General features: G+C 58.3%; 26 protein-coding genes. 3 read left to right on the top strand and 23 right to left on the bottom strand.

The features are described from left to right. Positions 1-376: 376 nt before the first annotated feature. From EKD05_RS22695 to EKD05_RS22685, 3 genes are all read left to right on the top strand, one after another. Positions 377-688: a hypothetical protein gene (locus tag EKD05_RS22695; RefSeq protein WP_129677472.1), complete on the top strand. Its 312-nt coding sequence runs from the start codon at positions 377-379 to the stop codon at positions 686-688. A 285-nt stretch (positions 689-973) separates the two neighbouring features. Continuing rightward, complete coding sequence (locus EKD05_RS22690) at positions 974-1,447, top strand: hypothetical protein (RefSeq protein WP_129677470.1); 474 nt, start codon at positions 974-976, stop codon at positions 1,445-1,447. Further along, positions 1,428-2,387: a hypothetical protein gene (locus EKD05_RS22685; RefSeq protein WP_129677468.1), complete on the top strand. Its 960-nt coding sequence runs from the start codon at positions 1,428-1,430 to the stop codon at positions 2,385-2,387. The genes EKD05_RS22690 and EKD05_RS22685 overlap by 20 nt, the downstream gene beginning before the upstream one ends. Before the next feature lie 24 nt (positions 2,388-2,411). Here EKD05_RS22685 and EKD05_RS22680 read toward each other — a convergent pair whose 3' ends face one another. The 23 genes from EKD05_RS22680 to EKD05_RS22570 all read right to left on the bottom strand — a co-directional run. Then, on the bottom strand, positions 2,412-3,158 hold the full coding sequence (locus EKD05_RS22680) for a hypothetical protein (protein ID WP_129677466.1): 747 nt from the start codon (positions 3,156-3,158) through the stop codon (positions 2,412-2,414). Between the two features lie 14 nt (positions 3,159-3,172). Next, a complete protein-coding gene (locus EKD05_RS22675; RefSeq protein ID WP_129677464.1) occupies positions 3,173-4,237 on the bottom strand; it encodes a hypothetical protein in 1,065 nt (354 codons plus the stop codon). Next, the gene (locus EKD05_RS22670) at positions 4,234-5,307 is read right to left on the bottom strand and encodes a hypothetical protein (RefSeq protein WP_129677461.1); all 1,074 of its coding nucleotides are present in this window, start codon (positions 5,305-5,307) and stop codon (positions 4,234-4,236) included. Before EKD05_RS22670 ends, EKD05_RS22675 begins: the two co-directional genes overlap by 4 nt. Positions 5,308-5,332: 25 nt before the next feature. Continuing rightward, the gene (locus tag EKD05_RS22665; protein ID WP_165360911.1) at positions 5,333-6,208 is read right to left on the bottom strand and encodes a polysaccharide pyruvyl transferase family protein; all 876 of its coding nucleotides are present in this window, start codon (positions 6,206-6,208) and stop codon (positions 5,333-5,335) included. After that, positions 6,205-7,167: a hypothetical protein gene (locus tag EKD05_RS22660; protein ID WP_129677456.1), complete on the bottom strand. Its 963-nt coding sequence runs from the start codon at positions 7,165-7,167 to the stop codon at positions 6,205-6,207. Before EKD05_RS22660 ends, EKD05_RS22665 begins: the two co-directional genes overlap by 4 nt. A gap of 23 nt (positions 7,168-7,190) precedes the next feature. Next, the gene (locus EKD05_RS22655; RefSeq protein WP_129677454.1) at positions 7,191-8,129 is read right to left on the bottom strand and encodes a glycosyltransferase family 2 protein; all 939 of its coding nucleotides are present in this window, start codon (positions 8,127-8,129) and stop codon (positions 7,191-7,193) included. Between the two features lie 62 nt (positions 8,130-8,191). After that, positions 8,192-8,905, bottom strand: coding sequence for a sulfotransferase (locus EKD05_RS22650; RefSeq protein WP_129677452.1), 714 nt, complete (start codon positions 8,903-8,905; stop codon positions 8,192-8,194). Next, a complete protein-coding gene (locus tag EKD05_RS22645; RefSeq protein ID WP_129677450.1) occupies positions 8,902-9,702 on the bottom strand; it encodes a sulfotransferase in 801 nt (266 codons plus the stop codon). The genes EKD05_RS22650 and EKD05_RS22645 overlap by 4 nt, the downstream gene beginning before the upstream one ends. After that, complete coding sequence (locus EKD05_RS22640; protein ID WP_129677448.1) at positions 9,699-10,601, bottom strand: sulfotransferase; 903 nt, start codon at positions 10,599-10,601, stop codon at positions 9,699-9,701. Before EKD05_RS22640 ends, EKD05_RS22645 begins: the two co-directional genes overlap by 4 nt. A gap of 15 nt (positions 10,602-10,616) precedes the next feature. Beyond that, positions 10,617-14,093 carry an AMP-binding protein gene (locus tag EKD05_RS22635; RefSeq protein ID WP_129677446.1) on the bottom strand — a complete coding sequence of 1,159 codons (3,477 nt, stop codon included), beginning with the start codon at positions 14,091-14,093 and terminating at the stop codon, positions 10,617-10,619. Between the two features lie 36 nt (positions 14,094-14,129). Next, positions 14,130-15,155, bottom strand: a complete 1,026-nt coding sequence (locus EKD05_RS22630) for an ABC transporter substrate-binding protein (protein WP_129677443.1) — start codon at positions 15,153-15,155, stop codon at positions 14,130-14,132. Positions 15,156-15,195: 40 nt separating this feature from the next. Beyond that, a complete protein-coding gene (locus EKD05_RS22625; RefSeq protein ID WP_129677441.1) occupies positions 15,196-16,197 on the bottom strand; it encodes an asparagine synthase C-terminal domain-containing protein in 1,002 nt (333 codons plus the stop codon). 25 nt (positions 16,198-16,222) lie between these two features. Continuing rightward, positions 16,223-16,525, bottom strand: a complete 303-nt coding sequence (locus EKD05_RS22620) for a hypothetical protein (RefSeq protein ID WP_165360909.1) — start codon at positions 16,523-16,525, stop codon at positions 16,223-16,225. Positions 16,526-16,749: 224 nt separating this feature from the next. Further along, positions 16,750-17,538, bottom strand: coding sequence for an ABC transporter permease (locus tag EKD05_RS22615; RefSeq protein ID WP_165360908.1), 789 nt, complete (start codon positions 17,536-17,538; stop codon positions 16,750-16,752). After that, complete coding sequence (locus EKD05_RS22610) at positions 17,535-18,326, bottom strand: ABC transporter ATP-binding protein (RefSeq protein ID WP_129677435.1); 792 nt, start codon at positions 18,324-18,326, stop codon at positions 17,535-17,537. The genes EKD05_RS22615 and EKD05_RS22610 overlap by 4 nt, the downstream gene beginning before the upstream one ends. A gap of 182 nt (positions 18,327-18,508) precedes the next feature. Next, complete coding sequence (locus tag EKD05_RS26540; RefSeq protein ID WP_205704053.1) at positions 18,509-19,024, bottom strand: glycosyltransferase family A protein; 516 nt, start codon at positions 19,022-19,024, stop codon at positions 18,509-18,511. Beyond that, entirely contained in the window at positions 19,024-19,683 is a 660-nt protein-coding gene (locus tag EKD05_RS22600; RefSeq protein ID WP_255427262.1) for a sulfotransferase family protein, read from the bottom strand. Before EKD05_RS22600 ends, EKD05_RS26540 begins: the two co-directional genes overlap by 1 nt. An 87-nt stretch (positions 19,684-19,770) precedes the next feature. After that, a complete protein-coding gene (locus tag EKD05_RS22595; RefSeq protein WP_129677430.1) occupies positions 19,771-20,736 on the bottom strand; it encodes a sulfotransferase in 966 nt (321 codons plus the stop codon). A gap of 11 nt (positions 20,737-20,747) precedes the next feature. Continuing rightward, on the bottom strand, positions 20,748-21,719 hold the full coding sequence (locus tag EKD05_RS22590) for a glycosyltransferase family 2 protein (RefSeq protein ID WP_165360907.1): 972 nt from the start codon (positions 21,717-21,719) through the stop codon (positions 20,748-20,750). Between the two features lie 126 nt (positions 21,720-21,845). After that, complete coding sequence (locus tag EKD05_RS22585) at positions 21,846-22,925, bottom strand: glycosyltransferase (protein ID WP_129677426.1); 1,080 nt, start codon at positions 22,923-22,925, stop codon at positions 21,846-21,848. Beyond that, positions 22,873-23,937 carry a hypothetical protein gene (locus EKD05_RS22580; RefSeq protein WP_129677424.1) on the bottom strand — a complete coding sequence of 355 codons (1,065 nt, stop codon included), beginning with the start codon at positions 23,935-23,937 and terminating at the stop codon, positions 22,873-22,875. Before EKD05_RS22580 ends, EKD05_RS22585 begins: the two co-directional genes overlap by 53 nt. A gap of 9 nt (positions 23,938-23,946) precedes the next feature. Beyond that, a complete protein-coding gene (locus EKD05_RS22575) occupies positions 23,947-24,672 on the bottom strand; it encodes an FkbM family methyltransferase (protein ID WP_129677422.1) in 726 nt (241 codons plus the stop codon). 176 nt (positions 24,673-24,848) lie between these two features. Continuing rightward, positions 24,849-26,297 (bottom strand): glycosyltransferase family 2 protein (locus EKD05_RS22570; protein ID WP_129677420.1); only part of this gene is annotated, 1,449 nt, incomplete at its 5' end.

The following is a 26,297-nucleotide window of genomic DNA, read 5'->3' as shown; positions in this document are numbered from 1 at the left end:
GCAAAGGGGACGCTGGGGGCTGCTGCGCCCCTACACGGTGCCCTGCCGTGGGATGGTTTGATCCTGGTATCCGCATATGTGCCCGCGTTGGCCCCGACGGGTCATCAGGGGTAGGGTGCGCCGCCGATACGCCCGTGGGCGCAGCAGCGATGAGGGGGGCGTGTTCGGCAAAGGGGACGCTGGGGGCTGCTGCGCCCCTACACGGTGCCTTGCCGTGGGATGGTTTGATCCTGGTATCCGCATACGACAGGCTGGACTCGCGCTACACCGGAGGAGACCGCTATGGGCATGTATGATACCATCCACTTTGCGCAGCCACTGGTCTGCGTCGTCTGCCAGGCGTCGATTGCCGCGACGCAGACCAAGGTGTTCGACTGTGCGCTCGATGTCTTTCGCATTGGCGGAAGCGCAGTTGCGCAGCTTCTCCTTCGAGCGGTTGCTCTTCTGGTATCACGATCTGTACGCCAGGCGTGTGACTGAACGCCGCGAGCGGTGGGACGTGGAGCGTTTCTTGCGCAACCTGGTGCGGTGGTACACCGAAGGGTACGACCAGATGACGCCAGAGGAGCGCGGGCAAAAGCCGCTGGGCCTCCTTTTCTTCTATCATCGTGACCTGCTCGCAAGCGCAGCCGATCCGGTAGCGGCGCTGCGTGCGTATTTGGAGGGGCGAGAGGGCGAGCAAGGCTGAGCGTAGTGACGGAAGTGGAAACGAATGCTGCCGAGTAAGACGCATTCATCAGTCGTATACAAAAAGCTCAAGCGGTATGCTAAGGTGCTCATTTGGTATACCCCGTTTATCGAACGAGTGTATGCCTGGCACCGCCAGCGCTACAGCAAGACACACATCGACCGATGGCTGGCATGCGGGAAACCTGTGCCGCCACCCCATGCGGTTAAAGCAGAGATACTGCGTCACTATGCGGCCACATATCACCTGCACATCTTGGTGGAAACCGGCACGCAGCATGGGCATATGCTGTCAGCCCTCAAGAAGGTCTTTACCAGGCTCTACTCAATTGAGTTAGATCCCGTACGCTACAAGAAGGTGCGGCGGCGCTTTCGTTTCAATCGGAGGATTGAACTTTTCTGTGGGGATAGCACCGATCTTTTGCCGAGCATCATCGCTCGTCTGCACGAACCAGCCCTCTTCTGGCTGGACGGTCACGGCAATCCCGGCCAGAAGCCGCCTGGCGAATTGGTGACGCCGATCCTGGCAGAATTGACTCATCTCTTTGCGGTGCCACGTTTGGGGCACGTCATCATCATTGATGATGTCCGGCTCTTCCAGGAACGCTTCGGCTATCCGCCTCTTGCCGAAGTGGTGTCGATGATCGAACGCGATGGCGGTTGGGATGTGCTGATCCAGGATGACAGCATGCGTCTGACACCGCGCCTACCACCGCCACTTGCCCAGAATCGAGATCAGAATGCACCAACCCATCGGTGAACCGCCCCTCCGCACGCTGATGGTAGCCAGTACTGCCGGGCTCTGCAACCGCCTGCGCGTGCTGCTCTCGGGCATGGCGCTGGCCGAGGCAACGGGCAGAGAATTCACCATGTTCTGGCCACGCACGAAGGATTGCGCCGCCGGCTTTGCAGAGCTTTTTGCCAACCCGTGGCCGGTATACGATGTGACTGATGAGGAGTGGGCGAACCGGCGACATACATTTAGCCGTGAACGGGTCAGGTATAACCTGTTGACAACAGATGTGCCGCAGATCTCCTTGTGGACGTCGCATTCGCTGTTGATGCCCCAGCGCTTTCCCGCCCATAAAGACCTCCAGCATCGGATGGGGGAATTGCTTGCCCTCATGCAGCCAATCGAGACGATCATAGCTCGGGTTGAGGCTTTTCAGACCGAAGCATTTCGCACGCGGATGATCGGGGTGCATCTGCGCCGCGGTGATTTTCGGGTCTTTGAACCAATCATCGCGGACAATACCGCAACCGCGATGCGGGCCGTTGACGCCTATCTGGCCCAGGCTCCGGACGCAGGGATACTGCTCTGCACCGACGACGGGGCGCTGAATCAGTACTCCGGTAAAGCGGTACCCACCGAAGGTGTGCGGGCCAGATTCGTGCAACGCTATGGTGAGCGTGTCGTCGCAACAACCCCACGGTCGCTCGACCGCCGCGAGCCGATCGCCATCCACGACGCGTTGGTAGACTTGTGGCTCCTGCGCCAGACGGACTACTTTGTTGGGACGGTGGGCAGCAGTTTTTCCGGCATGGCGGTTTTGGGACGGTCTGTACCGGTGACGATGTGTCAATTACAGCATCCGTTGCGCAACCTCCTCCCCCTACGCTATTGGCTACGCGGGGAGCGTCCACTGAAATGGCTGGTACGCTACTATTGGAAGCTTATCCGTCCTCGCGGCGTGAGGTGAGGCAGGTTTGAACATCATTTGGCACTACGCGTCTGATTGGGAAGACGATACACCCATCGCTGCATGTGGAGTGTTAAGGAAGCCGCCCTGTTCAAAGACTTCGACCAACTCATCATAATTGGAGACAATTTCGCGGTACGGTTGACTCCAGGGTTTTGTGAGTCTGGTGCGTACCGGTGCAGACGTCACACCAAGATACGAACAAATACCTCCTATCGTGGCTGTCCATTGAGCAGCATCTTCGAGGTCATTTTCGTACATGATATCCAGGTGTTCAACATTTGCCAGTGCATGGGTGCATTGCTCCCGCTGATTATGCATATCAAGCAATGAAGCGAGGAAAGCTTTCGGATCGATGGTGATTACGGGTGGGGTGACGGTTACACCGATGCGGCCATGCCACCATCGCGTCTGACCTGCGACAGCGCCTGACAATGTTTGCTGAAACAAAGATCGACGTTGAAGGTGAATGATCTTCCAGCCACGTCTGTGCATCTCTCTCACCACTGATGCTGGGGCCGCTACCTGATAGGGAAACAGTTTGAAGCCATACAACCCTTTTTGTGTGCGTTTGCGCATAAGTCGGCTGCGATAGATAAAATAGGGATACGGTATTCGTTGCCAGAGATACACCAGTGGCCTGAGAGGGCGTCGCCACTGGCCTAGACGCAGAATCTCTAACTCACAGCAGATGGCAGGATGTGAGTTCAATAAGCTGACCAGCAGTTGACTGCCGCTACGGGCCGTTCCAAAAATTACGAAATTGGTCATCGCGACACCTTGACTTATTCATCCTCACGACGTGCATAGAAGTAGTGCTTGACTTCCTGATGAAGCTGGAACTTGTCACTCGCCCATTCCCATAGGCCATCTTCATTGAGGCGCAGATCAGTGGCGGGATCGAAGTGGTGGCGCTTTAGAATGGCATTCCGGTGGCCATATTGCCGGTTGACCGGATCGCCGTGCCAGAGGTGCAGGGCCATCCCTGGTGTACAGCCGATCGCGCCTCGCACCTCGTCGGCAAATGGTTGTGCCCAGTGTAGATAATGAGCGAAGAAGGCTTCGTCTGGCGCAGCAACCGGCGACGCGTTGGTGTGGGCCAGATACCAATGCGCGAGCCAGCGCGGCCAGGGGATCCGCAACAGGCGATTGAGGGCTTTCTCCACAACATACGGACGACGACGCAGATAGGCGCACGCAATCCCTCGAACGCAGCGGCTGCTCAGACTGTCGCCGGCGGCATGGGCGAATAACTCATCCCCGCCATCAAGGATCGCTGCATCGTACAAGCCATGCGCTGCGATGAGGTCGCGCCGTGCGGCCCAGGCGATGCCTGGCTGTCCGTGGGCCGCGCCGCCGAGCCGGGCCGACTCGGGGCGACGCTGGAGTTGGCAGGCGAAGCTGCGGCGGGTTCGTCCGCGAAAGACCATCTGCCCGCGCGCCATGCGTCCGACCCGATCTTGGGGCTGTACCAGCGGCCAGCGGTCGAGCAGTGCCGAGGTCTGCTGTGCCCATTCCGGGTTGGTGAAGAGGATGTCGGCGTCCAGCCAGGCCACTTTTGTGACATGTGATGGCAACTGGGAAATTGCCAGGTTGATCAGCCGTTCCTTCACCCACATCACATCGCGCCCGCGCACCTGAATGACAGCGGGGCCGGCTGTCAATTCGAATGCTTCATCGCCAAACGCACACTCAATCGTGATGAAGGGGATGCCTGCCGCACGAATCGGCGCAGCAAAGTACTCGTAATTGGCGCGCTTGGTCTGATAGCGCGCCGGGTTGTAATAGGTCGTCACGACCCACAGATCGTCACACGGCGCGTAGGCCGCAGCAGGGTGAAACGTATTCATGTCACAGATCCTTGAGGTTCGCTCTCGAGACCTCCTTCGATCTCCTGGCGGGTGAAGACCCGGAGCGCGGCCCGCTCGTCATGGATGCCGTAGGAGACCACCCAGCGTCCATCGTCCAACTGAACCAGCCCACACGGGTAGACGACGCGGCGTGGTGCCATGTGGCTTGCCGTCGGACGCTGGCGTGGCCCTTCACGTTCCGGCCAGAGGATCGGAGTGGGGCGGAGGAACGTGGGGGCAAAAGGCGGCTCGGCGGCAAAGGCATAGACGCCGCCGTAATAGCGTACAGGAGCGAAGTGCTCACGCAGCCAGCGCTTGATCTGGCGCAACCAGGGCATGCGCTTGAGCTTTGCGACCGCAGGGGAAGGCTTGCCCGGAGCCAGACTTTGCGGATGCGTGCGTGAATGAAAAATCGAGATGTAGTGCTCGCCGATCCGCACCGGGGGCGTGCCACCGCGTAACTCACCGTAGCGCCGGGCATAGGCTGTCGTATCCCATGCCGTGCGATAGACTGGTCGGCAACGAATCGGCCCGCTGCCAGCCAGGTCGACGTGCAACACGATGTGGGGAGCGACCTGGTAGATCGCAAAGAGTTCCCCGTCGTGGGCGAAGAGCAACCAGTTCTTTTCGCACGGCTGGCGCGGCCCTTCCAAGGCGAGGAGTCGGGCTGGCGAGCGGGCCTGCAACGTATCAGGATCGAGTTCCACAAGAAAAATCTGATTAGGCACCGTATTCCAGTCATTATTGAAATGGACAAAGAGTCGGTCGCCGAAGACGACAAACCGTGCATCGTAGTGATTGGCAGCCTCACAGCGGATCGTATCGGATAGGGCCACGACGGAGCCGGGAACCACCTGCAGGCGTTCATCGAGCACGCAGATAGCCGTGGCAACCCGGAACGGCTTCTCGAAACCGAAATCGACACGGTAGGCCATGAGCAGTCGGTTACGGAAGTGGGTAAGGGCGGGGTTGTAGAGACTGTAACGACCATTCTTCGCTTTGCAATGCCATTGTGCTGGCATCAGATCACTAGTGCCAAAGCCAACAGACGTAGTGAGATTGGTGTACATATTTTATGTCACAATAAGGTGTGAGCTAGACAGGATACGGGAAGGCTCCTAAAAGAGATTCTAGCTCGCGTACCTTCCCGTGTCGTCCTTCTACTTGCCACCAATGTTGACCTTCGCGCAAGTCTTTTACGAAATCAAGGCGAATGCCCAGGTAAGCAGCCCAGTCCAACCACTTGGCCGGTACGTCTATATACCCATCGTCATAGGCCGCCCAAGGGACGCCATATGCCTGCGCAAAAATCGCACCATGCAAACTGCCTGTTAGAATGAAGCCTGCACCCGCAATAATATGGATCGCCTGTGTTCCGCTGTAGATCGGTATACCGAGTGCCAAGAACCCTCGTACCATGCTCCCCAGGCCTCTTGGCGATGGACGCCTCCCTTGCGCCGGTCTACCGATAATGCGAGACGGTACCATCATTGCACAACCAGTACTGAGACAACGTTGTCTGGCCGAGAGCGCGTATGTACGGAAATAGTGAGGCATAACCAATGTACGCCCATGGTGTTTGGGCGCAATCGTTGACAAATGTGGCAACAACAGTGCAGGGTCTCCAAGCGGTGTATTGGGCGGTAAGCCAAGCCCTTCAATTGTTTGAGGTCCACGCACGGCATGAAAGGTCACCCGCAGGGCGAAGTCTGGATGCAAAGCTGTCCCACGCCAGCCACACCCCCACACATCCACCGGTTCGGGGATGTTGTGAAACGTACGATCATACAAGACTGAACCAATTGGGAGCAGACAACGACCCGGGTTGATGATGCGGCTGTGGTGCGCATAGCGAGTGACGGCTTGAAAGCCCATCTGTTTGAGCACGAGCGTTCCGGCATAGTCACCTACGTTTTGCACCACACTACTTTGCAACCAGTGATATGTCCGCACTGCGGGCAGATTGCTCATATTGAATGCTCGTCTACGACTGCGATACAACAGTATTCGTTGTCTACGCCGAACGAGACTAACCATCGATCTCTATAGAACACACTGCCACAAGGATAGACGACGCGTTCAACACGGTTGTCCATTGGCGGATGCTGACGGCGTAGGAACGACGGTGGTTGAAGGATTGGGCGTGGATGTAGCCACTGGGGTGCAAAGGGCGGCGATGCCTTGAAGCTATATATTCCAGCGACATAACGGATGTTCTGGCTAGGGCTTTTGCCAAGCAACCGTCGGAGCATCGATCGGACGCGTCGCACAGGGAAGCAGGAGTGAAACACTGAGATGTAGCCGTCTTGATAGCGCTGCGGCGGCGCACCACCCCGCAACGGGCCAAAAAGGGACGTGTAACTGTCGGTAGGCCATGCTGTGCAAAAGATAGGACGGCACAAAAGAGTACCTGCCCTATCAGGCTCAACCTTGAGCACAATATGTGGTGCGATGGTGTAGATGGCCCACAGTTCACCATCATGCTCAAACAGCATCCAATTCTTCTCGACAAGGCGTCGTGGGCCATCCATCACGAGTTGACGGGCTGGGGAAGCTGCTTCCAACGTATCCGGGTCGATGTCCACCAGAAAAATGTGGTTGCCATCTTTGCGCCAGCCGTCGTTGTAGTGTAAAAACAGCCGCTCACCCACCGTACAGAAACGGCCATCGGCATGCCATGCTCCACCGTTTTGGATCGAATCAGAGAGCGAAACCACCGATCCGGGGATTACTTGTAGTCTCGGGTCGAGGCGGCAGATAGCCAAACGTCGTTTCCCATCCGCAGTGACAACGCGGTAAGCCATGAGCAACTGTGCATCGAAGACGGTGAGCGCCGGATTGAAGATGCGCCCCCCTAACGCTCCTTCGTTTGACCAGTTCCTGGGCATTAGTTCGTTGTTGGCAAAAACACGTATTTTGTCGTCAATCATACGCGGAGTTTAGAAGAATCCTGTCAGGTATCATCATACCTATGCCTGTATGTTACTGCTTCTAACGTAAAGCCCAACCAGGTTGCGGTAACCTGCATACAATCCAACTGCTTGCCTTTGTCCAGAGGATGTAGTCCCAACATAAGCCATTGTCGGGCAATACCAAGCCATCCCCGTATAATCCGCCGCCCTATTGTGCAGCGTTGCTGAGCATGGCTCATCATCAGGCGTGCGTTAGTACGCCCTTTACCATAGGCCCGTCGAATAAAGTAACGTTTTTGCAGACGTTCAGCCATAACCCGATGTTTGACAATGGCATGGGGAGTATATAGCAAAGCCTGACCATGCTGCAGGACGCGCTGTTGAAACTCACTTTCTTCACTGCCAAGCAAGGCGATGCCCTGCCGACCTAAATCGGAGCGAAACAGGCCGATCGCGTCGAATGCACAGCGTCGGCATGAAAAATTGACTCCATACAACGCCTCTCCTTTCTGCAGCGGTCGGACAACGGCACCCAGATCAAGCATTGACAGGTGTGGCAGGAGATCGTCTGTCAGCCAGCGCGGACGTTTGCCCTGCCACAAGGGAAGCACTTTGCCTCCTACCGCCCAGGCATCAGGATGCATAGCATAGGCGTCCAACAGTGCAGCGAGCCACGCTGAATCGGCTACAGCGTCGTCATCAAGAAAAGCGATGATCTCGCCCTCCGCCATCCCCACGGCCAGGTTGCGGGCGTGGGACAGACCCAATACAGGCTGCACTGCGCTGCGTAGCGTCACGCTGCCCGGTGCATTGAGATAGCGCTGGATGATCTGCGGCGTCGCATCGGTGGACGCATTGTCAATCACCAGAATCTCGTAGTCGGTTGCTGGCAGAGTCTGGGTGAGCAGGCTCTCGATGGCGGCAGGTAACATGCTGGCCCGGTTGTGGGTGCAGATGGCGGCGGTGATGCGAAGGGGCATCTCAATCCTCTGTAACTCTACAGATCTTGCTGTGTATGGTCAATCACCAATCCTTTGAAGTCTCATTTGTTCTTTTCCCATTCCACCTTGAACGTCTGACCCTGTTCCGTCTCCATCAAGGCCTGCAACTCAGCGTAGTTCGTAACCAGTTCACTGTATGGGCGATCCCAACTGCGCTTTTTGGTTGTGGCGACCTGGTGTGGCGCAATGCACAGAGCGGCGAAAATGCTGGTGCAGATGCGTTGCCTGTCCTCCTCGTGCAATAGGTCGTCTTCATAGACGACCGAGAGGTGGGGCAGGTCAGCGAGCGTATAGCGTTCCTTTTGTCTGAGAGCAACGCACTGCTGAAGCTGACGCAAGAAATCCTCGGGCGGTATCTCGATACGATCCTCTTGCAGAGATGGCTTGTATTCGCCCCAGTGTCGCTTCCGCTCGGCAACTTGCCGCGAGATTGCCACATCGAACAGGTTGCGGCGTTGGATATGGATGAGTTGCCACCCGTGGCGATGCAAATTGGACATCAGGCGAGGAGAGACCGGCACTTGATTGTGCAGCAACTTGAAGCCAAAGGTATCTTTGGCCGTGCGGCTGGCTTCCCAAAGTACATAGGGTTCCGGAATATGCCGTACCATCGTATGCAAATAACGCTTCACATGACGGTGCCAGCGACCCCGGCTCAGAATCTCGCCAGCGCACTGTATCTGTGGGTGGGACTGCAAGAGCCTGACGAGCAGGGTGCTACCGGTACGAGCCTGACCATACACAACAAAATTCATGATGAAATCACCTCTGGTGCTATTGAGGATCTTTGACAAAGACGCTCATAAACCATACGAACATCGTCCGGCATCTCTTCTGCTGGTTGCGTGCGCCGCAACGCACGCTCAGGGAAAGAGCGATCCGGCGTCACCTCCAGGAAAGCCGCTAGGCGATCCAGCCCGGAACCATCCAGCACCTGATCGTAATGCAGAAAAAGCCACTCCCCCTGGTGGCTGTGGATGTCAAGCACATGAGTGTACATGAGCCGCCACACTTCCAGGCAATCGGCATAGGTGAGCTTCAGCCGCGCCAGTTTGGAGACGTCCTGCGACTCTTGCAACATGCTTTGCGCCGAAATCGTGGGATCACGAAAAACGCAGACAAATCGAGTGTTGCTTAGCCAGGGGTGCCAGACCGGCAGCGTGTAGCAGAAACGCGGATCCTTGAAGCAGTAGGGTGCACGTGCGGTCAACGCCTGGATACGCGCATCAATGGTAGACGATGATGTCACAGAAGCACCTACCGGAATTTTCGCCAGCCAGCGACCGTCATTCGTGAAACGTCGTGAGAAAATCGTCCGGCAGAGCAGGCGATGGAGGACGCCGGGGCGAAAGCGCGGCGGAACCCAGGGCGTGAGTGGCTTCAAGATTGCTTCGTTGATGGTATTGATTTCATGGTCCTCAAAAAAACCCTTCGGGTTCGCGTGGCGCGGGGCATACAAATGACCTCCCATGAAATAGCCGCTCTGCGCCAATGTGCCGGCGACCATGCTGGTGCCGCTGCGCCCAGAGCCGAGGATCAGGCAGTTTCTCATAGTTTCGCTACCCAATGACCCAGATCACGGGCGATGAGATCTTGCAGGCGCATAATCTCGTCTCGATAGCTCTTGCTCAGTTCGCAGCGCAGGCCTGGATCGATGGGTGGCGGCTTCGTCTGATTCCATGCGCGCAGATGGTGGCCCAACGTGCGACGCAGATAGGTGGGTAATAGCGCTCTGTACCTCCCAGCATGGCGCAGAAGAAGACTCAATACCTGACTGCGCGGCCAGATTGTCACATTACGCCTAACCACTGTGTTAGGCATCAACGACGGATCAATGCACAGAAACTGGCACAGGTCGTTCAACATAGAAGCAGGTCGATTTAGCAGATCGTCATAGAGATAGACCCGGATTTGCGTGCGCGGAAACAGAGCATAGTAAGGCGTCAAGTTGGTGAAGTATAGCCCATTGCGCCAGTAGCGGCAGCCCGGTGGCCAGTTAGCAGCAAGCCGTTGATCTTCTGCAGCAAGGGCATCACGAAAGTCCGTCAGTGGTTCAAAGCCTAGCTGCCGACGGAAGCTGAACTGAGAATAGGCACGGTCAGTTGGCTGGCGCAGGATGGCAATCAAGTGCATATCCGGCAGTCGGCGGCGGATGTTGGCAGCCGTGCGCTCCGGCTGATAGTTAGTCAGGTAGAGGGGAGATGCCTCGCCGCACGCTACATAGCCGTCCGCCTCAGCAAAGAGGGACTGGTAGGCCTCCCACTTTGTTACGGCTTGCCGGTGGTAATAATCTGCGTCTGGCCCGACAAAAGTTGGCGGCTGGCCATCGAAGGCAAAGAAGTAGGGTTCCTTGACCTGGCTCATGAAGACCTGCGGATGTTGGGCCAGGGTGACGTAGAGCGCGGTCGTTCCACACTTGGGTGGGCCGATGATTAAGAAATTCGGCCGCATCAACGTTTTGCCCTCCTACCATTCTGGTCGGTCTAAATTGTATGCCAGATGATGCCAACGCATGGAGGCAAAAAATTGCGGCCAGCGAGCTGCGTAGTCGGTGCCGTAACGCTCAGTTAGCTCCCTGATCTGCGTCTGCGGTGTCGTCATCTGCGGGATGATGGGCGCGGCAATCTCTACTTCTATGCGCCCGGTTGGTTCAAAACGAAAATAGACGGGCACAAAAGCCGCGCCCGTGGTCACTGCCAGTTCAGCGGCGCCAATTTGAAAGGGCCGACAGCGCCCCCAGAAAGGCACGTCAACGCTTTGATTGCCCTGCAAACCATCTGCTGCCACCATAACTACGCCGCGCCACCGCAAAATACGCAGGGCATGCAAAAGCATTTCGGATCGTCGTTTCGTACCCACTTGTGCCCCGCCAACAACCATGGAAGTTTCCCGCCCGCTTAATCTCCAGAGCTCCAGTAGCTCCGTTCCCAGTCTCCCAACATGAGGCACAGCAAGCACAATCCCTGCTGACGATGTTAGACTGTCTGCTAGAACGTGGTAAGGATCATTCACATTGTACCAGGCGCCTGAGTTACCGGGGTGAGATAGTGCGCGTTTTCGCCACTCCACCCAAGTGTTGGCCAGCAGGCTGATGGTGAGACGCTCCTCGCTGTCACCATCTATGCCGAGTTCCTCAGACCAGCGTTCCACCAGCGCTAATTGTCTCGCATAGCACTGACGCACAAAAGGTTGCGCTACCAACAGGCGTTGCAGCCGCACGCCCAGGCCGTAGGGCAATGCGTGCCTACGCCACTGCGGGCCGACTTCGATCATTTGAGCGCGTAACCTGCGCCGAAACGAGCGTGCCTGGTTTCTGGACGATCCGGTGGACTGCTTCAAATTGGTAAGGATTGCAGTGGAGTGGGAGGCTTCAACACTTAGCACAATCTTCTCCACCAGTTTCGCCACCGTCGGTTCCGGGAAGAACTCGGTTGGCACGGCTCGCCCGGTCGCCCGCTCCACTGCCAGCACCATGCGCATGGCCAGGATCGAATCCCCGCCCAACTCAAAGAAGTTATCCTCCACACCAACTTTGTCCAATTCCAACAACTCGGCCCAGATGACGGCGAGTTGCTGCTCAAGTTCGTTGCGCGGGGCGACGAAGGGCGTGTCCAGATCGGGGCGTGTAAAGTTCGGCAACGGCAGCGAACGCCGGTCAACTTTGCCGGTGGCAGTCATGGGCAGTTCGCTCAACATCACCCAGGCTGTCGGAATCATGTAATCCGGCAGGCTGCGACTGAGTTGCCAACGCAGGTCACTAGCGCTGGGAGAGTGCGCCGCTTTCGGGACAATATATCCCACCAGTCTCTGGCTGCTGCCAGCCGCCTCATAGACACCCACAGCGGCTTCGTGGACAAAGGACAAGGCGCGCAGCGCGGCCTCCACAGCCTCTAGCTGAACCCGATAGCCGCGAATTTTGACCAAAAGGTCCTTGCGTCCCAAATGTTCCAACAAACCATCCGCTGCCAACTGGCCCATATCGCCAGTCAGATAGACCCGCTCATCCCCACCGCCTGGATCGGCGATGAACTTGGCCGCAGTCAGTTCCGGCTGGCGCCAATAACCAGAAGCGAGGTAGCGGCTGCGGATAGCGATCTCTCCAATTTCTCCCACCCCTACCGGCTGTCGTGCCTCGTCGAGGATCAAGATTTCCTTGTCTGCTGTCGCATAACCTACTGGCACACGGTCGCCAATGGGCGTCCCTCTATCGATCAGCAGATGGGCAACAGAACCGGTCTCGGTAGAAGCCAGACGGTGAAGCAGGAGGCATTCTGCCCTAAAGTGGCTGCGGTATTGGGTCACGTCCTGAGGGAGTACAGTCTGGCCCGCAAGGATAACCATCCGGATATGCGGGAAATTCCCCACACCGTGCAGTGCGGTGAGAAAGCGGCGAAATAGCTCTACCGGTGGATGAAAGAGGGTGATCTTTTCTTGGAGCAGCCAATCTGACATCTCCGACAGGCTGTGCTGGCCCGGTTCGAAGAGGCAGAGGGTTGCCCCATTGAGCAAGCTGTCGAAGATGTCCGGCACCGTGGCGGTATGGCCGCAAAAACCCAAAAGTGAGTGGCGATCTTCAAACGTGATCTTGTAGGCGTTGGTGTTATGCCAGGTTGAGTGCAGAATCTGGCGGTGCTGCCGGAGGATCCCCTTGGGTTCCCCGGTGGATCCAGAGGTGTAGAAGATGCCGGCCAGGTGATCTGGGGTGATGCGCACATCGAGGTTGTCAGCCGACAGGTTCGGGTCGAGTTGCTCCATGTTCACAATATGGCAATCAGCGGGGACGAGGGCGGCCAGATCATCAAGATGCCAGGCCGCCGTAACCACGATCCTGGCCTGCACATCAAACAGAAATTCGCGCAGCCTCTCCGCTGGCTGGCCGGAATCCAACACCACATACGCCTTGCCCGCCTTTAACGCGGCAAACAGCGCAACCAGGATGGATGTATCTTGCGACAACAGGATCGCCACCGGTTCTTCCACCGTGCCGCACCGCTGGACGATCTCCCTGGCCAGGCGGTTGGCAGCCGCATTGAGTTCGGCGTAAGTCAGCGTCTTGTCACCCGCCCGGATTGCCTGTCGATCGCCATGCTGTGCGACCCGCGCTTCGAATACCTGCACAATCGAGGTCTCGGCCTGGCTTTTGGGAAAACGTTCCTCCGGCCACGGGGGCGGCGGCTGGAAGCGTGGTTGGTCGGATATCCTTGTTGGTTGGGATTCCGGTTGCGTGTCGGCAGATTGCGTGGCAACCAGAGCTGGAGGTGGTGCTTCCCACAGGAGGGTCATCTCCTGCCCTTCAACGCGCAGCACGCAACCCTGGAAAAACCGCCTGTAGATCGCCTGCGCGACGGATGCCTTCAATATTTTATCGTGACGCACATGTTCGACCCAGGCAGAACCCAAACGAAAGCGCAGGATGCGCCCCATAGCTTGCCAACCATGCTGTCGGCACAGTGCGGGTGCGTCTTGCAACGCGCGCCAACGCTGCCAGGTCGCCGATTGCCAGCGCTGCGCGTCGTCAGTCACAAGGTCACGCACGAAGAGCCGCCCACCTGGCCGCACAAGCCGCCGCAGGTTGGGCAAAGCGCGTTCCAGATCGGTGTTGTGCAAGGCGTAGTCGCTGACAACGAGATCATAGCCTGTGTGATCGACTGCATACGTCTCGATATCACCGACCAAAAATTCAATGTTTTCCTTGTGCTGCTCTGCCTGACCCTGTTTTGCCCGGTCAATCATAGCGGAGGAAATGTCAAGACCCGTGACTTGGTCGGCAAAATCCGCCAGGAAAAGCGCCAACTGGCCCGCGCCGCAGCCGACATCCAACACAGACGCGGTGTCGGCTGGCAGAAGTTTCAACAATCCCAAATAGTGCGCTGGATCATTAACGGTACTCATCCAGAAATCGTATTCCTGGGCGATTTGGTCAAAGTCGCGATGGTGTTCCATTGTCTTCCTTGAAGCGTATGTCACAGGTGGGCAGAGCTAGGGTGTCGTGCCGAGCGCCTTATTGGCGAAGTCGACGAAACTGCCGTCCCAAAAAATTGCTGGTGTTGGCACGGTGTCCAACAAGTTATTTTCTCTTGCCCAATCGGCAAACTCGGTAATACTCGCCGTATTGATCGAACCATCGCCCCGAAAGGTCGTCCAACACATATCGCGCAGCAATGCCGGATCCAGTTTCGTGTACTGTGCGATGATCGCCACGTTGCGATCCGTCTTTCCTTCGGCGAATTTCTGCACGGCTTTCAGATAGGCCACCATGAAGCGTTCACCCGCAGCCCGATCCTCAGTCAACAACGTTGGGCCAAAGGCGATGATCCCAGACTGAAAATCGGGAGCAATGGCGCTGACCGGCTGCCAGACCTGGCCAGCGTCGGCCTGGGTGATCCGGGTGACCCAGGGCTCTGACACCAATGCCACGTCAATCGCGCCGTTGTTGAGTGCGTCCAACTCGGCGGCAGGATCAGCAATGTACTCGATTCGAACATCGTTCAAGGTCATGCCGAAAGGCGCAACGAGTTGACTGATGAAATAACCTTCCACCGAAGCGGTATTGGCTGAGAAACGCAGGTTGGCGCGCTGACTTGCGTCAGCCAGCGCCGACTGGATGGCTTTGTTTTGCGGGGTCATGAAATCATCGGCACCGCAACTGGTGGTGGCGATGTAGCCTTTGTCGGCCACCAACTTCACGTTGACGTCTTGGGAGATGGCGTTTAGCAACCCTGCATTGATGAATCCCCCATAGACATCAATTTGACTTTGCACCAGGGCCGGGATTGCTTCTGTCCCTTGCTGCATTTGGACAAACTCAACCTCCAACCCCTGTTCGGCAAAGTAGCCGTTCTCCTGCGCGATGAAGTAGGGCGCAAAAGAGAGGAAGGGCAAGATGAGAACTTTGAGCGTTTTGGGGGCAGGCGCAGCAGCTTGCGGTGGTGGGACGGGGACGCAGGCTGAGTAGAAAATACTTACGAGCAATCCAACCACGAGAATTCGATATTCTTTACGCATTACGCTCTCCAATATGGTCTACATTCGGAAGGTATAGCATTCATCGCTTGGCATGTGCTTCAAAAGCAGCCACCAAACGGGCGGCCTTGACGCAACGCCAGAAAAACTCGGTATTCAGTTTGTCGCGGTCCCGGTAGGTCTTCTCGATAAGCTGTTGCATACGCTTGCCCGGCCATAAGGGCGATTCAAGAAAAGCACGCGAATGAATCGTCTCCAGCACCAGTGTCCGCATTTGCCAGAAGGCGCTTCCTTCATGACTGACAAAAGACACCTTGCTTTTGCGCTGCCTGATGGCCTCCGGCAGGGTACCACGCATAGCCTCGCGCAAGACACGCTTGGTCGCCATCTCACCGATGAGACTACTGCTTGGTAGAGCAAAGGCGAAACAAACGATACGCCAATCCATAAACGGCGAACGAATTTCGACGCCGTGCGCCATCGAAATCATATCCTTAAGATGCAAAATCCACGGCAGGATGCCATAATGAAAATCGAAGTAGAGCTGCTTGGCCAAGAGCCGCTTTTCGGGCAGATTGGATTGGTCGGCGACAAAGTTGGGAAAGTCAAGCGCAAGGGTGTCAACCATCAGCAGATCAGCGCCTGGAACAGGGTATCCTGTATAGCCCGTCTCGACAACCGATTGCCCTGCCCTGCCTGCTGGACGACGGGCTGACCCTTTAGCCTGAAGGTCTTTTCGCCAGCCTGTGCTCTGCAAGGCATTGTCCTCGGACACTATGGCAGCTTTGAGTTTTCTTAGCTGAAGATAGCGAAACGGCTGCGGTGGGTATAGCAGAGTTTCGGCGATAGCAGCCTCAAGGTGAGGTGGATAGGCCACAAAGAGCTCATCGCTGCCATCACCTGTCATCGCAACCCGCACATTGTCGTGGCTCATTGACTGGTAGATAGACCAATTCGCCGGATGAATGGAATGAATATCTTCGGCGTGAAACAACATCCGGTCCAGGTCATCTGGGGCAAGCAGCGGGTATACCCGCCCATAGTGCGCCTCAACACCCAGTTGTTCGATCAGCAACTTCGCCATGGGACCTTCGTCGCGCAGCACATCGCTAAATGTAGCGACGTATGCGCGCGGTGAAACCACTACCGGATAAAGGTTGCCCCGATCCACTTCTGCGTTGGAGATTTGGTGCAAGGTTGCCAAAACGGATAAGGCTGTGCCCCGCCTCTAATCGCTTGACATCTTGCAGCAACGTCTGAGGCGTCGAAAGCAGATACTGCTGTGTTGAAATCGAAGTAGCCAAATACGCCAGGTTGATGTTGGGGGTGGATCGATCTAACGCCAAGAAAGCCTTGACCTCTGAGGCAAAAACAAAGCGCCGTTCATCACAACGGTAGTAGAGCGGCTTCACGCCAAATTGTTGCTCAACACCAAGCCGGCCGCACGATCTACATGCATGCCATATCCGTCCGGCCCCCGGTGCTTCATGGCATCCGAAAGCCGCTGCGCGCGCTCGACGTCAACCTGTGCATTATCCAAGTTCCAGACACCACTGATACTACACATGAAAGCTATTTCTCTCCTGAACTGCGGAAGCACCGGTTCTTGGCTGGGCAAGAATTCCTCGCACTCTGGCTATGCCCTGACCTCAATCCACCAGGGTGCCAGTCGGCGAGTCACCGTAACCAACAGGCTGTTGGCAACAATGCCCAAGAAAGCAATCACGATCAGGATGGCATAAAGCTCATCAACACGCAGCGTCTGCCACGCGAGCCAGATCGTCGCGCCCAGGCCTGCGCGGGCTGAGAGCATCTCGATGGCAATGGTCACCACGAACGCGGTATTTACCGCCAGTCGCAGCCCCACCATGACCATCGGTAGGCTGCCCGGCAGGATCACCCGCCGTACCAGCGCCCACCCCCTGGCACCGTAGTTGGCGGCGGCCTCCCAATAGGTATGGTCAATTTGTTGCACCCCAGCCAGCGTGTTGATCACCAGCGGGAAGAAGGCCGTCAGCGCTACCAGCGCGATCTTTGACGCCTCGCCGATGCCCAACAATACCAGGACAATCGGGAAGATCGCCAGCTTGGGTAGGGGATGCAGCGCGGCAATGATGGGTTCGAGCGCGACCCGCACGCCCCGGCTGGCCCCCATAGTCCAGCCCAGCAGCAGCCCGGCACTCGCGCCGATGAGGACGCCCAGCGCCAACCGGGAGAGCGTGAGCACCAGTGCCGACCACAGCGTGCCGGTTACCATCATGCGGCCCAGGGTCAGCAGGATGGTCGAAGGCGGCGGGAAGAACAGCCCAGACATCCAGCCCGCACGCGCCGCGATCTCCCACAGGGCCAGCGCACCCAGGATGACGATGGCTGACAGCCAGCGCTCGTCCCGCACTAGCTGCGGCGTGGCCTGGCCCGCTGTCATGCTGATGACGTCCCCTTGATTTGGAGCTTCTGTTTGACTTCTTGTTCCAGCATGCTCCAGATGTGCCATTTCAACGCCTCAACTTCAGGATGGCTGCGTCCCGTCAGGTCGCGGGGACGACCAAAGGGTGGAACGATCTCTTCCCGGATGCGCCCCGGTTGCCCACTCATCACCAATACCCGGTCGGCGAGCAACAGCGCTTCTTCGATATCGTGCGTGACGTAGAGTACCATCGGCCGCTTACGTTCCCATAAGGCCAGCAGGTCCTCCTGGATCACCAGGCGCATCTGGGCATCCAGGGCGCGCAGCGGCTCGTCCATCAAGAGGATATCCGGCTGGGTCACAAAAGCGCGGGCAATCGCCGCACGCTGGCGCATGCCACCCGACAACTCGTGAGGATAGTGCTCGGCAAAGTCCGTCAGGCCCATGGTCACCAACTGGGCCGCAGCCTGTTCTTGCCGCTCTCGCTTGGACAGACCATCCATCTCCAGCCCAAACCCGACATTGTCGCGGATGGTCATCCACGGGAACAAGCTGTGATCCTGAAACACCAGTCGGCGTTTGGGTGGCTTGGGCCAAGCGGCAAACGCGATCGTCCCGCCGTCCGGTGTGAGCAACCCGGCGGCCAATCGCAGCAGCGTGGATTTGCCACAGCCGCTCGGGCCGACGAGCGCGACGAACTCGCCCGCCGCCACGGTGAATGAGACGTCGGCCAACGCGATGACGGCGCCCCGCGGGGAACGGTGCGTCATCGTCAGGTGGTCAATCGTCATTGTTCCGCGGTTCATATTTTCTGCACCACCACCATGCCACGCTCCCTTCAATGGCTTTGTCATTCGGTGCGCATATGTGCCCGCTCGCATACGGCATTGCGCTTGCCCAGGGGGACCCATGCAGCGTGGGCATCTGACCGCGACCACGCGCATTGCGTGCAAGTATACCCGGCTACAATGCACTGGTCAACGCCGGCTTACCGCCGCCGCGCAGCCCCGCGCATTGCATGCAAGTATATCCGATTGATCGCGCTGGTCAACGTCGGCTTGCCGCCGCCGCGCAGCCCCGCCAGCGCAACAAGTGTAGCCGATCCGGCGGATGTGCGCCGCTGTTTGCTCTGTCCAGCAATAACTGTAAAAAGTGGAGGCTTCACCCCGGGTCGGTTGGGCAACTGCTCCGGCAAACAGGGCCAGGTAAGTGGGCCAATCTGGTGGGTTTTGAAAATATTTATGCGGCAACAACGGCCCCTCAAAATTGCATGGGTGAATATCAAAAGCAAAGAAGCCCGGTTCTTTTTGGGGCGACATAAAAATTTGAGGGTGTTGGCGCAAGGCGTGATAAAGCGGTGAAAATCACAGTAGGTTTGGGCCAGTATGCTCTGGATGGCCTCCGCCAGATACAACTCACAGTTAAAAACCGGCATTAGCACGGTGCAACGACTGGCCGGTCGGTTGTTTGTTGAGGCAGTTGATTGTACGGCAGTTGCAGGCATCAGTCCCTCTCCGGCAGGGCTGGATCATAACCGAATGTCTCAAAATCGGCCAGATAGCGTTGGTAGACCAGTTCCTGCAATTCCTTATCATAAAAATCACCCATTCCCCGTCCATTCCTCTGGCTTTGATTCAGATGACGCAGAGCGGGGGCGTCAATTTGATTGACGCCAATAGTGGCAAAGGTGAGGGCAAAGTCCTTGGCATAGTTTTCAAAACGGCCAATAAAGGTGTAGGGAATGGCGCTGAAGGTCAGGTTAGCTACTTGTGGACGCCAGTGGGGATTCATTTTATGGTTCTGTTGTAGTGTGATTTGATGCACAAAAGCGGCAAAATTCTCGGGCGGCTTTTTATTGGGCAGGCAGGTTGTTATATAACGGTTAGGCCTGGTACTGTTCTCAAACTTATTGAGATAACACGAAACCAGCCGGGTGTAAGGGTTACGGACAAAACTAAAAAATTTGAAGCCTTGCGCCACCAAGTTGGTCAGGGTTCGATTGGGCCAAATGGGGAGAGATGCCCAGCCGTGGATAAATCTGAAATTTGACAGTTCAAAGGTTGTTGAGGTATCCCGTAGTTCCAGTTCGAGTAGGGCCGATTTGAGCGAGGTGCAGCCGGTTTTGGGATTATCAATATAGACGTAACGATATTTATCAGAGATGTAAACGCCGTTAACATCCCCGGATGTTATCGCGGTGCCACTGGATCGTCGGCCATTTGGGACTCAGGGTGCCACCACTTGGCGCAGTCAGGAAGAGTCATTGACGCCTCTTGATCTGGTATCTTCCACCGAATTGTCGGGACTTGGATCATCGGCCAGCCAATGGCCCAAGTCCCGCTGGATCAACCCCTCCAGCATATGGATATCCGCTGCATAGCTTGTCGTCAAGTCGCTGCGCACCGCTGGCACCATTGTCGCGGGTCGTACCCATAGCCAGGCGTGCAGGCGCGCCCGCAGCCAGCCAGGCATGATGTCGCGGAGCGGCTCGATCACGCGCCGCCCCCGGTGCAGCACTCGCAGGGCCGTCATACTGCGGGGGCGCAAAGACTCACGATGGCGTTGATTCACGTCGAGCGGCGGCGGCTCTGCCACACCTAGGAACCGGCAGATTTCCGCGAGCACCCAGGACGGTCGCGCCGTCCATTCCTCGTAGAGAAAGATGCGGATCTGTTGCGCACCAAACAGGCGAAAATAGGATGCAAGATGGGCGTAGTAGAGGCCGTTGCGCCGATAGTGGAAGTCGGGCGTCCAACGAGACCGCGCTGGGGTATGCTCGGCGGCCAGGGCCGCAGCGAAATCGGCCAGCGGCTCTAGCCCTTTCTGACGCATCATGTTGAAGGCGGAGTAGGCGCGGTCAGCTGGGTGGCGCAGGATGGCGATGAGGCGGGCGTCAGGTATATAATGGTGCATGCAGATAGCGGTGCGTTCAGGCCAGCAGTAACTGTAATGACTAGAGATATCACCCATCACCTGCTGCGGGCTTGCCTTGGCAAAGAGGGCAGTGTAGGCGTTGATGCTAGGGATTAACCCAAAGCGTGAACGAGGTGACTGGGGGCCGATAAAGGCTGGTGCTCCACCTTCGAATGCAAAGAAGGCAGGCTCTGGAAAGTCTGGCAAGTAGATCTGCGGGTGCTGTGCCAGCACATGGCGCAGCGCAGTGGTGCCTGCTTTCTGGGCACCGAGCACGATGAAATCGGGAAGTCGTGCCAGCATTGGTCTCTCCCTTATCTCTTCTGGGTCGGCTGGGGCTTGTCGGCCTGGGTGCGATCAAGAGCGGTTCGGAGGATCGGCGTCACCCAGAGTAAGCGCCCATGGGCTTTCAGTTTGGCTCCTGTGGTGCCGGTCAAGGGCACGTGACCGCCGAGCCAGCAGAGTGCGCCGATCACAGCGTAAGCCCACCGCAGCAGCCACGCGGTGCGATGGCCCCAGTATTTGCACGTGTAGCGGTAGCGAGAGCGCAGCAGATGTTCGCCGAGCATCCCGTTGAGCAGCGGCGCATCCAGCGGAGCACTGGCTCCACCAATATGAGTGACAACCGCATCCGGCACCAGCAGCGTCTGCCAGCCGGCCCGCCGGGCTCGCAGGCAAAAGTCGCCATCTTCGCAATACATGAAAAAGCGCTCGTCTAGGCCGCCGAGCTGCTCGAACAGATCACGCCGCACCAACATGGCCGCGCCGGTGACCGCCTCGACCTGCTGTGGCGTAGCGGCGGCGATGTCCCAACGGTTGCGGCGTAGCATCCAGTTGCGCAGGTGACGCAGCGGCCCGACACCAACGCCAAACCAGAAAAAGCTCCACGGTGTCTCGAAGGCAAAGCAGTTGTGGCGGATGCGGCCATCAGGGGCCAGCACCCGCGGCGCACAGAGGCCCACGGCGGGCCGGTTGTCCAGGTAGCTTGCCAGCCGATCAACGGCTTGCTCATGCACTCGTGTATCGGGGTTGAGCAGCAGGAGATAGCGTCCCTGCGCCAGGCGCGCAGCCTGGTTGACCGCAGCGGCAAAGCCGATGTTCTCCATATTCGCGAGCAGGCGAACACCCGCACATTGCTTCGCGATCTCCAGGGAAGTGTCACCGGAGGCATTGTCCACCAGGATGACCTCGTGGTCAAGGCGCGTATGGCGCTGAAGCGCGTCCAGGCACGCGCCGATCTCGCGGCCGCTATTGTGGGTAACGATCAAGATCGAGACAACTGTCACGTCAATAGTCCTCAAAAAGTAGAGTCCCACGCGGCTGGCAAGGCCAAACCCTCATCTGTTTCTGTCATCGCCACCAGTTCAGCATAGTTGGCGACAAGCTCGGCATATGGGCGGTTCCAACTGCGTTCACGGTAGTTTCTCCGCTTCCTGCCGCTGGCTTTGGGCCATTGCCAGGATCGCCGTAGCTCGCTTCACGTTATCATCGAGTTCCGCATCCTGCAATTCTACGGGTTCAGGGAGATCCTCGCCTGCTGCGAGAGCAGCAGCCAGGCGGGCAAAATAGCCAGCCAGTCGCGCCCGGCGCTGATCCACACTGCGCTGGACGGGATCCTGCGCCACCTGGTGTAGCACCGCATCGCGATACGTCTGACCGTTCAGCTGGTTGCGGACTCGTCGCAAGACGGCTTGCGCTAGCCTTCTCCAGCGCGGCACTGTGCGTTGGGCACTCCCAGCGTAGATGCTGTAGCTGCCCAGATGGAGCAGCGCCGCGCAATCGTGGACGCGCAACGCACCACCTTGTTGCTGCAAAAAGAGATTGAGCACGCGCCCGGTGTCGTAGAAGCGCCGCTCCTGGCCGATCTTCCGCAAAAACTGGCGCATTCGGCGGGGCAACTGCGCCCAGTAGCCCCGGTTGAAACCATCAGGGGCCTGAGCCAGGGCGCAAGCCAGCGCAGCCCGCTCATAGATGGCAAAATACGAGCCGCCCAGGCAGCGTCCGTCCGCGGTATGGCTGTGGCGCCCGCCAATGAAGCTGCAAGCATCCGACAGCATGCGTTCCTCAGCCTTGATGGTGATCGGCCAGGCCGAAAAGAGGCCCGCAGCACCGGACATCGCCGGGAGCAGTTCCGCCATGAAGTCCCCCGTCGCCAGGATGTCGGAGTCCATGAAGCAGAAAGAGGGCTCGTTGCTGGCGGCGAAGAGAAAATTCAGCGCCTGGCCATGCTCGACCTTGCGCGGCCAGGGCAAACTGCGCCAACGTAATCGCGGCTCGCCAGCGCAACGTGTGCGCAACAAGCTCATCTCCTCGTCATCGCAGCCGTTGCTCACCAAACAGTATGCACAATCAGACCAGCGTAGCAGCGTCTCGACAAAGGGCAGCAGGGTGCGCACGGTATTGGGGGTGTAGATGATGTGGAATAGCAGGGAACGAGCGTTATTCGGCATCATCATCTTCCCGGCGCGACTGGAAATATTCGGCCAGTTCACGATGCAGCGCCTCTTTGTCGCTGGCCCATTCCCACACGCCCTGTGCGTTGAGGCGCAGATCGGTGCGGGGATTTAAGGCATGACGGCGGATGATCCCATTTCTTGGACCATAGCGGCGCTTTGCCGGTGCGCCGTGCCAGAGATGCAGCGCGTCGCCTGTCGTGAATGCCATGCGCCCGCGCACCGCAGCATACCAACCGGTGGCCCACGCCAGGTAGTGGGCCAGGAATGGTTCGGTGACGGCGAGCGCAGGCAGTTGCGACCGGATACGGCTCACCCGCCAGTCTATCAGCCAAGCGGGCCACCGCATGCGTTCCAGCCGACCAGATACGCCCGCCGGGACAAGCCAGAGGCGCCGACGCGGTGCGCCTGTGACGCCGCATACCCTGGCTGAGCGTAGTCTGCCGACAGAGGCATGAATCCACAGATCATCGCCACCACCAATGATAGCTGTGTCGTAGATCCCGTGAAGCTGAACCAATGCACGGCGGGACGCCCAGGCACCACCCGGTGCTCCATGCCTCCCACTATGTAGCCGCGAGCGGTTGCACTGCTGTCGCGCAAAACTCGGGTGCCCCTTGTTAAGGGGCGTGACTTCGCCATGTTGGAGCATATAGATGGTCTCGAACGGCTGCACAATCGGCCATGTGTCGAGGAGTGCCGACGTTTCTTGCGCCCAGGCAGGGTTGGTGAAGAGTACGTCAGCATCAATCCAGGCGACTTTCGTCACATGTGGCGGCAGGCGTTCGATGGCGAGATTGAGCAAACGTTCCTTCATCCACATCACGTCCCGCCCGCGCACTTGGATCACCGACGGCGATGGCGCAAGCTCAAACGGCTCGTCGCCAAAAGCGCATTCCACCGTGACCAGATTGATCCCGGCCTCGTTCAGCGGTTGGGCGAAGCGCTGGTAATTCTCGCGCCTAGCGGCATAGCCAACGGGGTTATAGTGGGTTGTGATCACCCACAGATCGGCACAGGGCAGGTAAGGTTGAAGCTGGCTCGCGTGCATATAGCCCCCCTATCTCGGCCTCAGCGCGCTGCCGTGTGTCCAATTGACAAAGATCGTATCGAAGTACTGTACACGCCCCTGCCGCAGCGTCTGTTGCAATACGCCGCCATACTCTAGCCCGTAATCCCCAAGTGCCGCGATGACTTCCATGAGGCTCATCTGCCCGTCGAACGCATGCTGGGTGTGAAACTCCATGATGCATGCCCGGCAGCGCTGCAACGTGATCGGGCCACCTGCCAGGATCGCACGCTCGTGCCCCTCCACGTCAATCTTGATCAGCAGATCATCCACCAGCGGGATATGGGCGCTGACCGCTTCGTCGAGGCGCATAATCGGTATCGAGAGCGTGATGGCGTCCGGAAGACGGTTGGGGTGGCCGGGGCGCGCAGCGGCCAAAGAGGCCATCCGCGGTAGCTGCGGATTCCGGTGAAGGTTCGCGGTGCCACTGGTGCTGTCCAGCGCGAAGGGAAGCACGTGAACCAGGTCCTGCTGGGTGGCGGCCCAGGCGGTGAGCGCCTGCACCGGTTCCGGCTGGGGCTCGAAGCAATAAATGTGGGCCTGAGGAAAGAAGCGCCGGAAAACGCGCGCCGTGTCGCCATCATAGGCACCGATGTCCAGCACCGTGCGGATGGGCAGGCGTTCGACGCCTAGTAGCGTGGGCCACAAGGGTCGGTAACGCACAATATCCCAACCCAACGAGCGAACCCAACGACGCAGATGTGTCTTCCACGCCATACGCTGTCCTCCGTTCCAGAAAAGAAGCAGCCATTCGGCTTGCAGTGCCCTACTTTACGCAATCTTCCACGAAAAACATCGTGGTGATGACAATGAATTTGCGCATTATTGTCCTGTGCCCAATCTTCTCAGGATTATCGAGAACGACCGATGCCATCCTTGCGCCGAAAACGATCTTAGGGCAGAGCTATCTGGTAGCACTCCGGTCGAAATGGATCATACGGTATGATCTCTGCCCACTTTTGATGCAAATACCCTGCCTCCTGGGCTTTGCGCGCCTCTCGCTCGGGCGTGTTGTCGCGGCCGCGGGTGGCCCAGTGGTGATGCGTCAGCTCGGCAAAGGGCGTCCAGATGTTCCAGTAGCCGGCGGCATGCAGGTTGAGACACAAATCCACGTCGTTGAACGCCACCGGCAGGCGCTCATCGAAGCCGCCGACGGCGTCGAAGGCGGCGCGGCTGACGACCAGGCATGCGCCGGTGACTGCGACCACATGGCGTACCGTGCAGAGCGCCAGGGTACGCTGCGCCTCAGCGTAGTTACGACCGTGGCCGATCAGTTGGGCGGCCCAGGGCTGCTTGAGCTCGATGCCCATGTGCTGGATGCGTCCGTCGGGATAGCGCAGCAGCGGGCCGACCGCGCCGACGCCTGGCTGCAATGCCAACCCGGCAAGTTCACGGAGCCAGGCGGGTTGAGTCACAACAATATCATTGTTGAGGAAGCAGAGCAACTCGCCCGTCGCCACCCGCGCCCCCAGGTTGCAGAGCGCCGAGAAGTTGAAGGGCGCGTCATCACCCAGCACGCGCACATTGGGCCGTGCGGCCAGGTCGGCCAGATAGCGCACCACCTCCGGCTCGCTGCTGCCGTTGTCCACGACGATGACTTCAAACTCAGGAAAATCGGTGCCGGCCCACAGGCTATCCAGACAGGGCTTCAGCAGATCCAGCCGGTCGCGCGTGGGGATGATCACGCTGGCGCGGGCTTGCGCCGGCACGGGATAGCAGACATAGTGGATGTAGGGTCGACCCGGCACTGACTCGATCCTGGCCTCAACGCCAACGCGCTGCAAGTGCTCGGCCACGGCGCGCCGTGAGGCAGCCGCAGCATAGCTCTTGATCCTGGTGCTGGCTGCCGTCGAGTCAGCATGGATACGCCAATGGTAGAGCACGCCGGGAATATGGTGGATATGCTGCGGTGGGAGTTGCTCGACGGCGCGCAAGACCAGATCGTGATCTTGCGCCCCCTCCAGCCCGATCCGGCAGCCGCCCAGCCCGTTCACCAAGGCCCGACGCATGATCAGCAAGTGTGAGATGTAGTTGTGGCTACGCAGTAGGAAGGGACTGTAGCCAGGCTTGGCGATGGGCCGCACGCGGCGGCCCCGGCGATCCAGGCTGTCCTCGTCGCTATAGAGGAGTTCGACCTGGGGCTGCGCATTGATCGCCAGCGCCACCTGAAAGAGGGCTTCTGGCGCCAGGGTAGCGTCGTGAGCCAGGAAAACCACGAACTCGCCGGTCGCCGCAGCGAGGGCGCTGTTGGTCGCGGCGGCGAGATGGCCGTTTTCAGTGCGATAGACGACCCGAATGCGGGCATCGCGGGCCGCGTAGGCATCCAGGATGGCACGTACATG

The organism is Candidatus Chloroploca sp. Khr17 (assembly GCF_004138165.1).
In the GTDB taxonomy this organism is placed as follows: Bacteria; Chloroflexota; Chloroflexia; order Chloroflexales; family Chloroflexaceae; genus Chloroploca.
The sequence above is the reverse complement of the archived record's forward strand: the minus strand, read 5'-3'. Positions and strand labels throughout refer to the sequence as shown.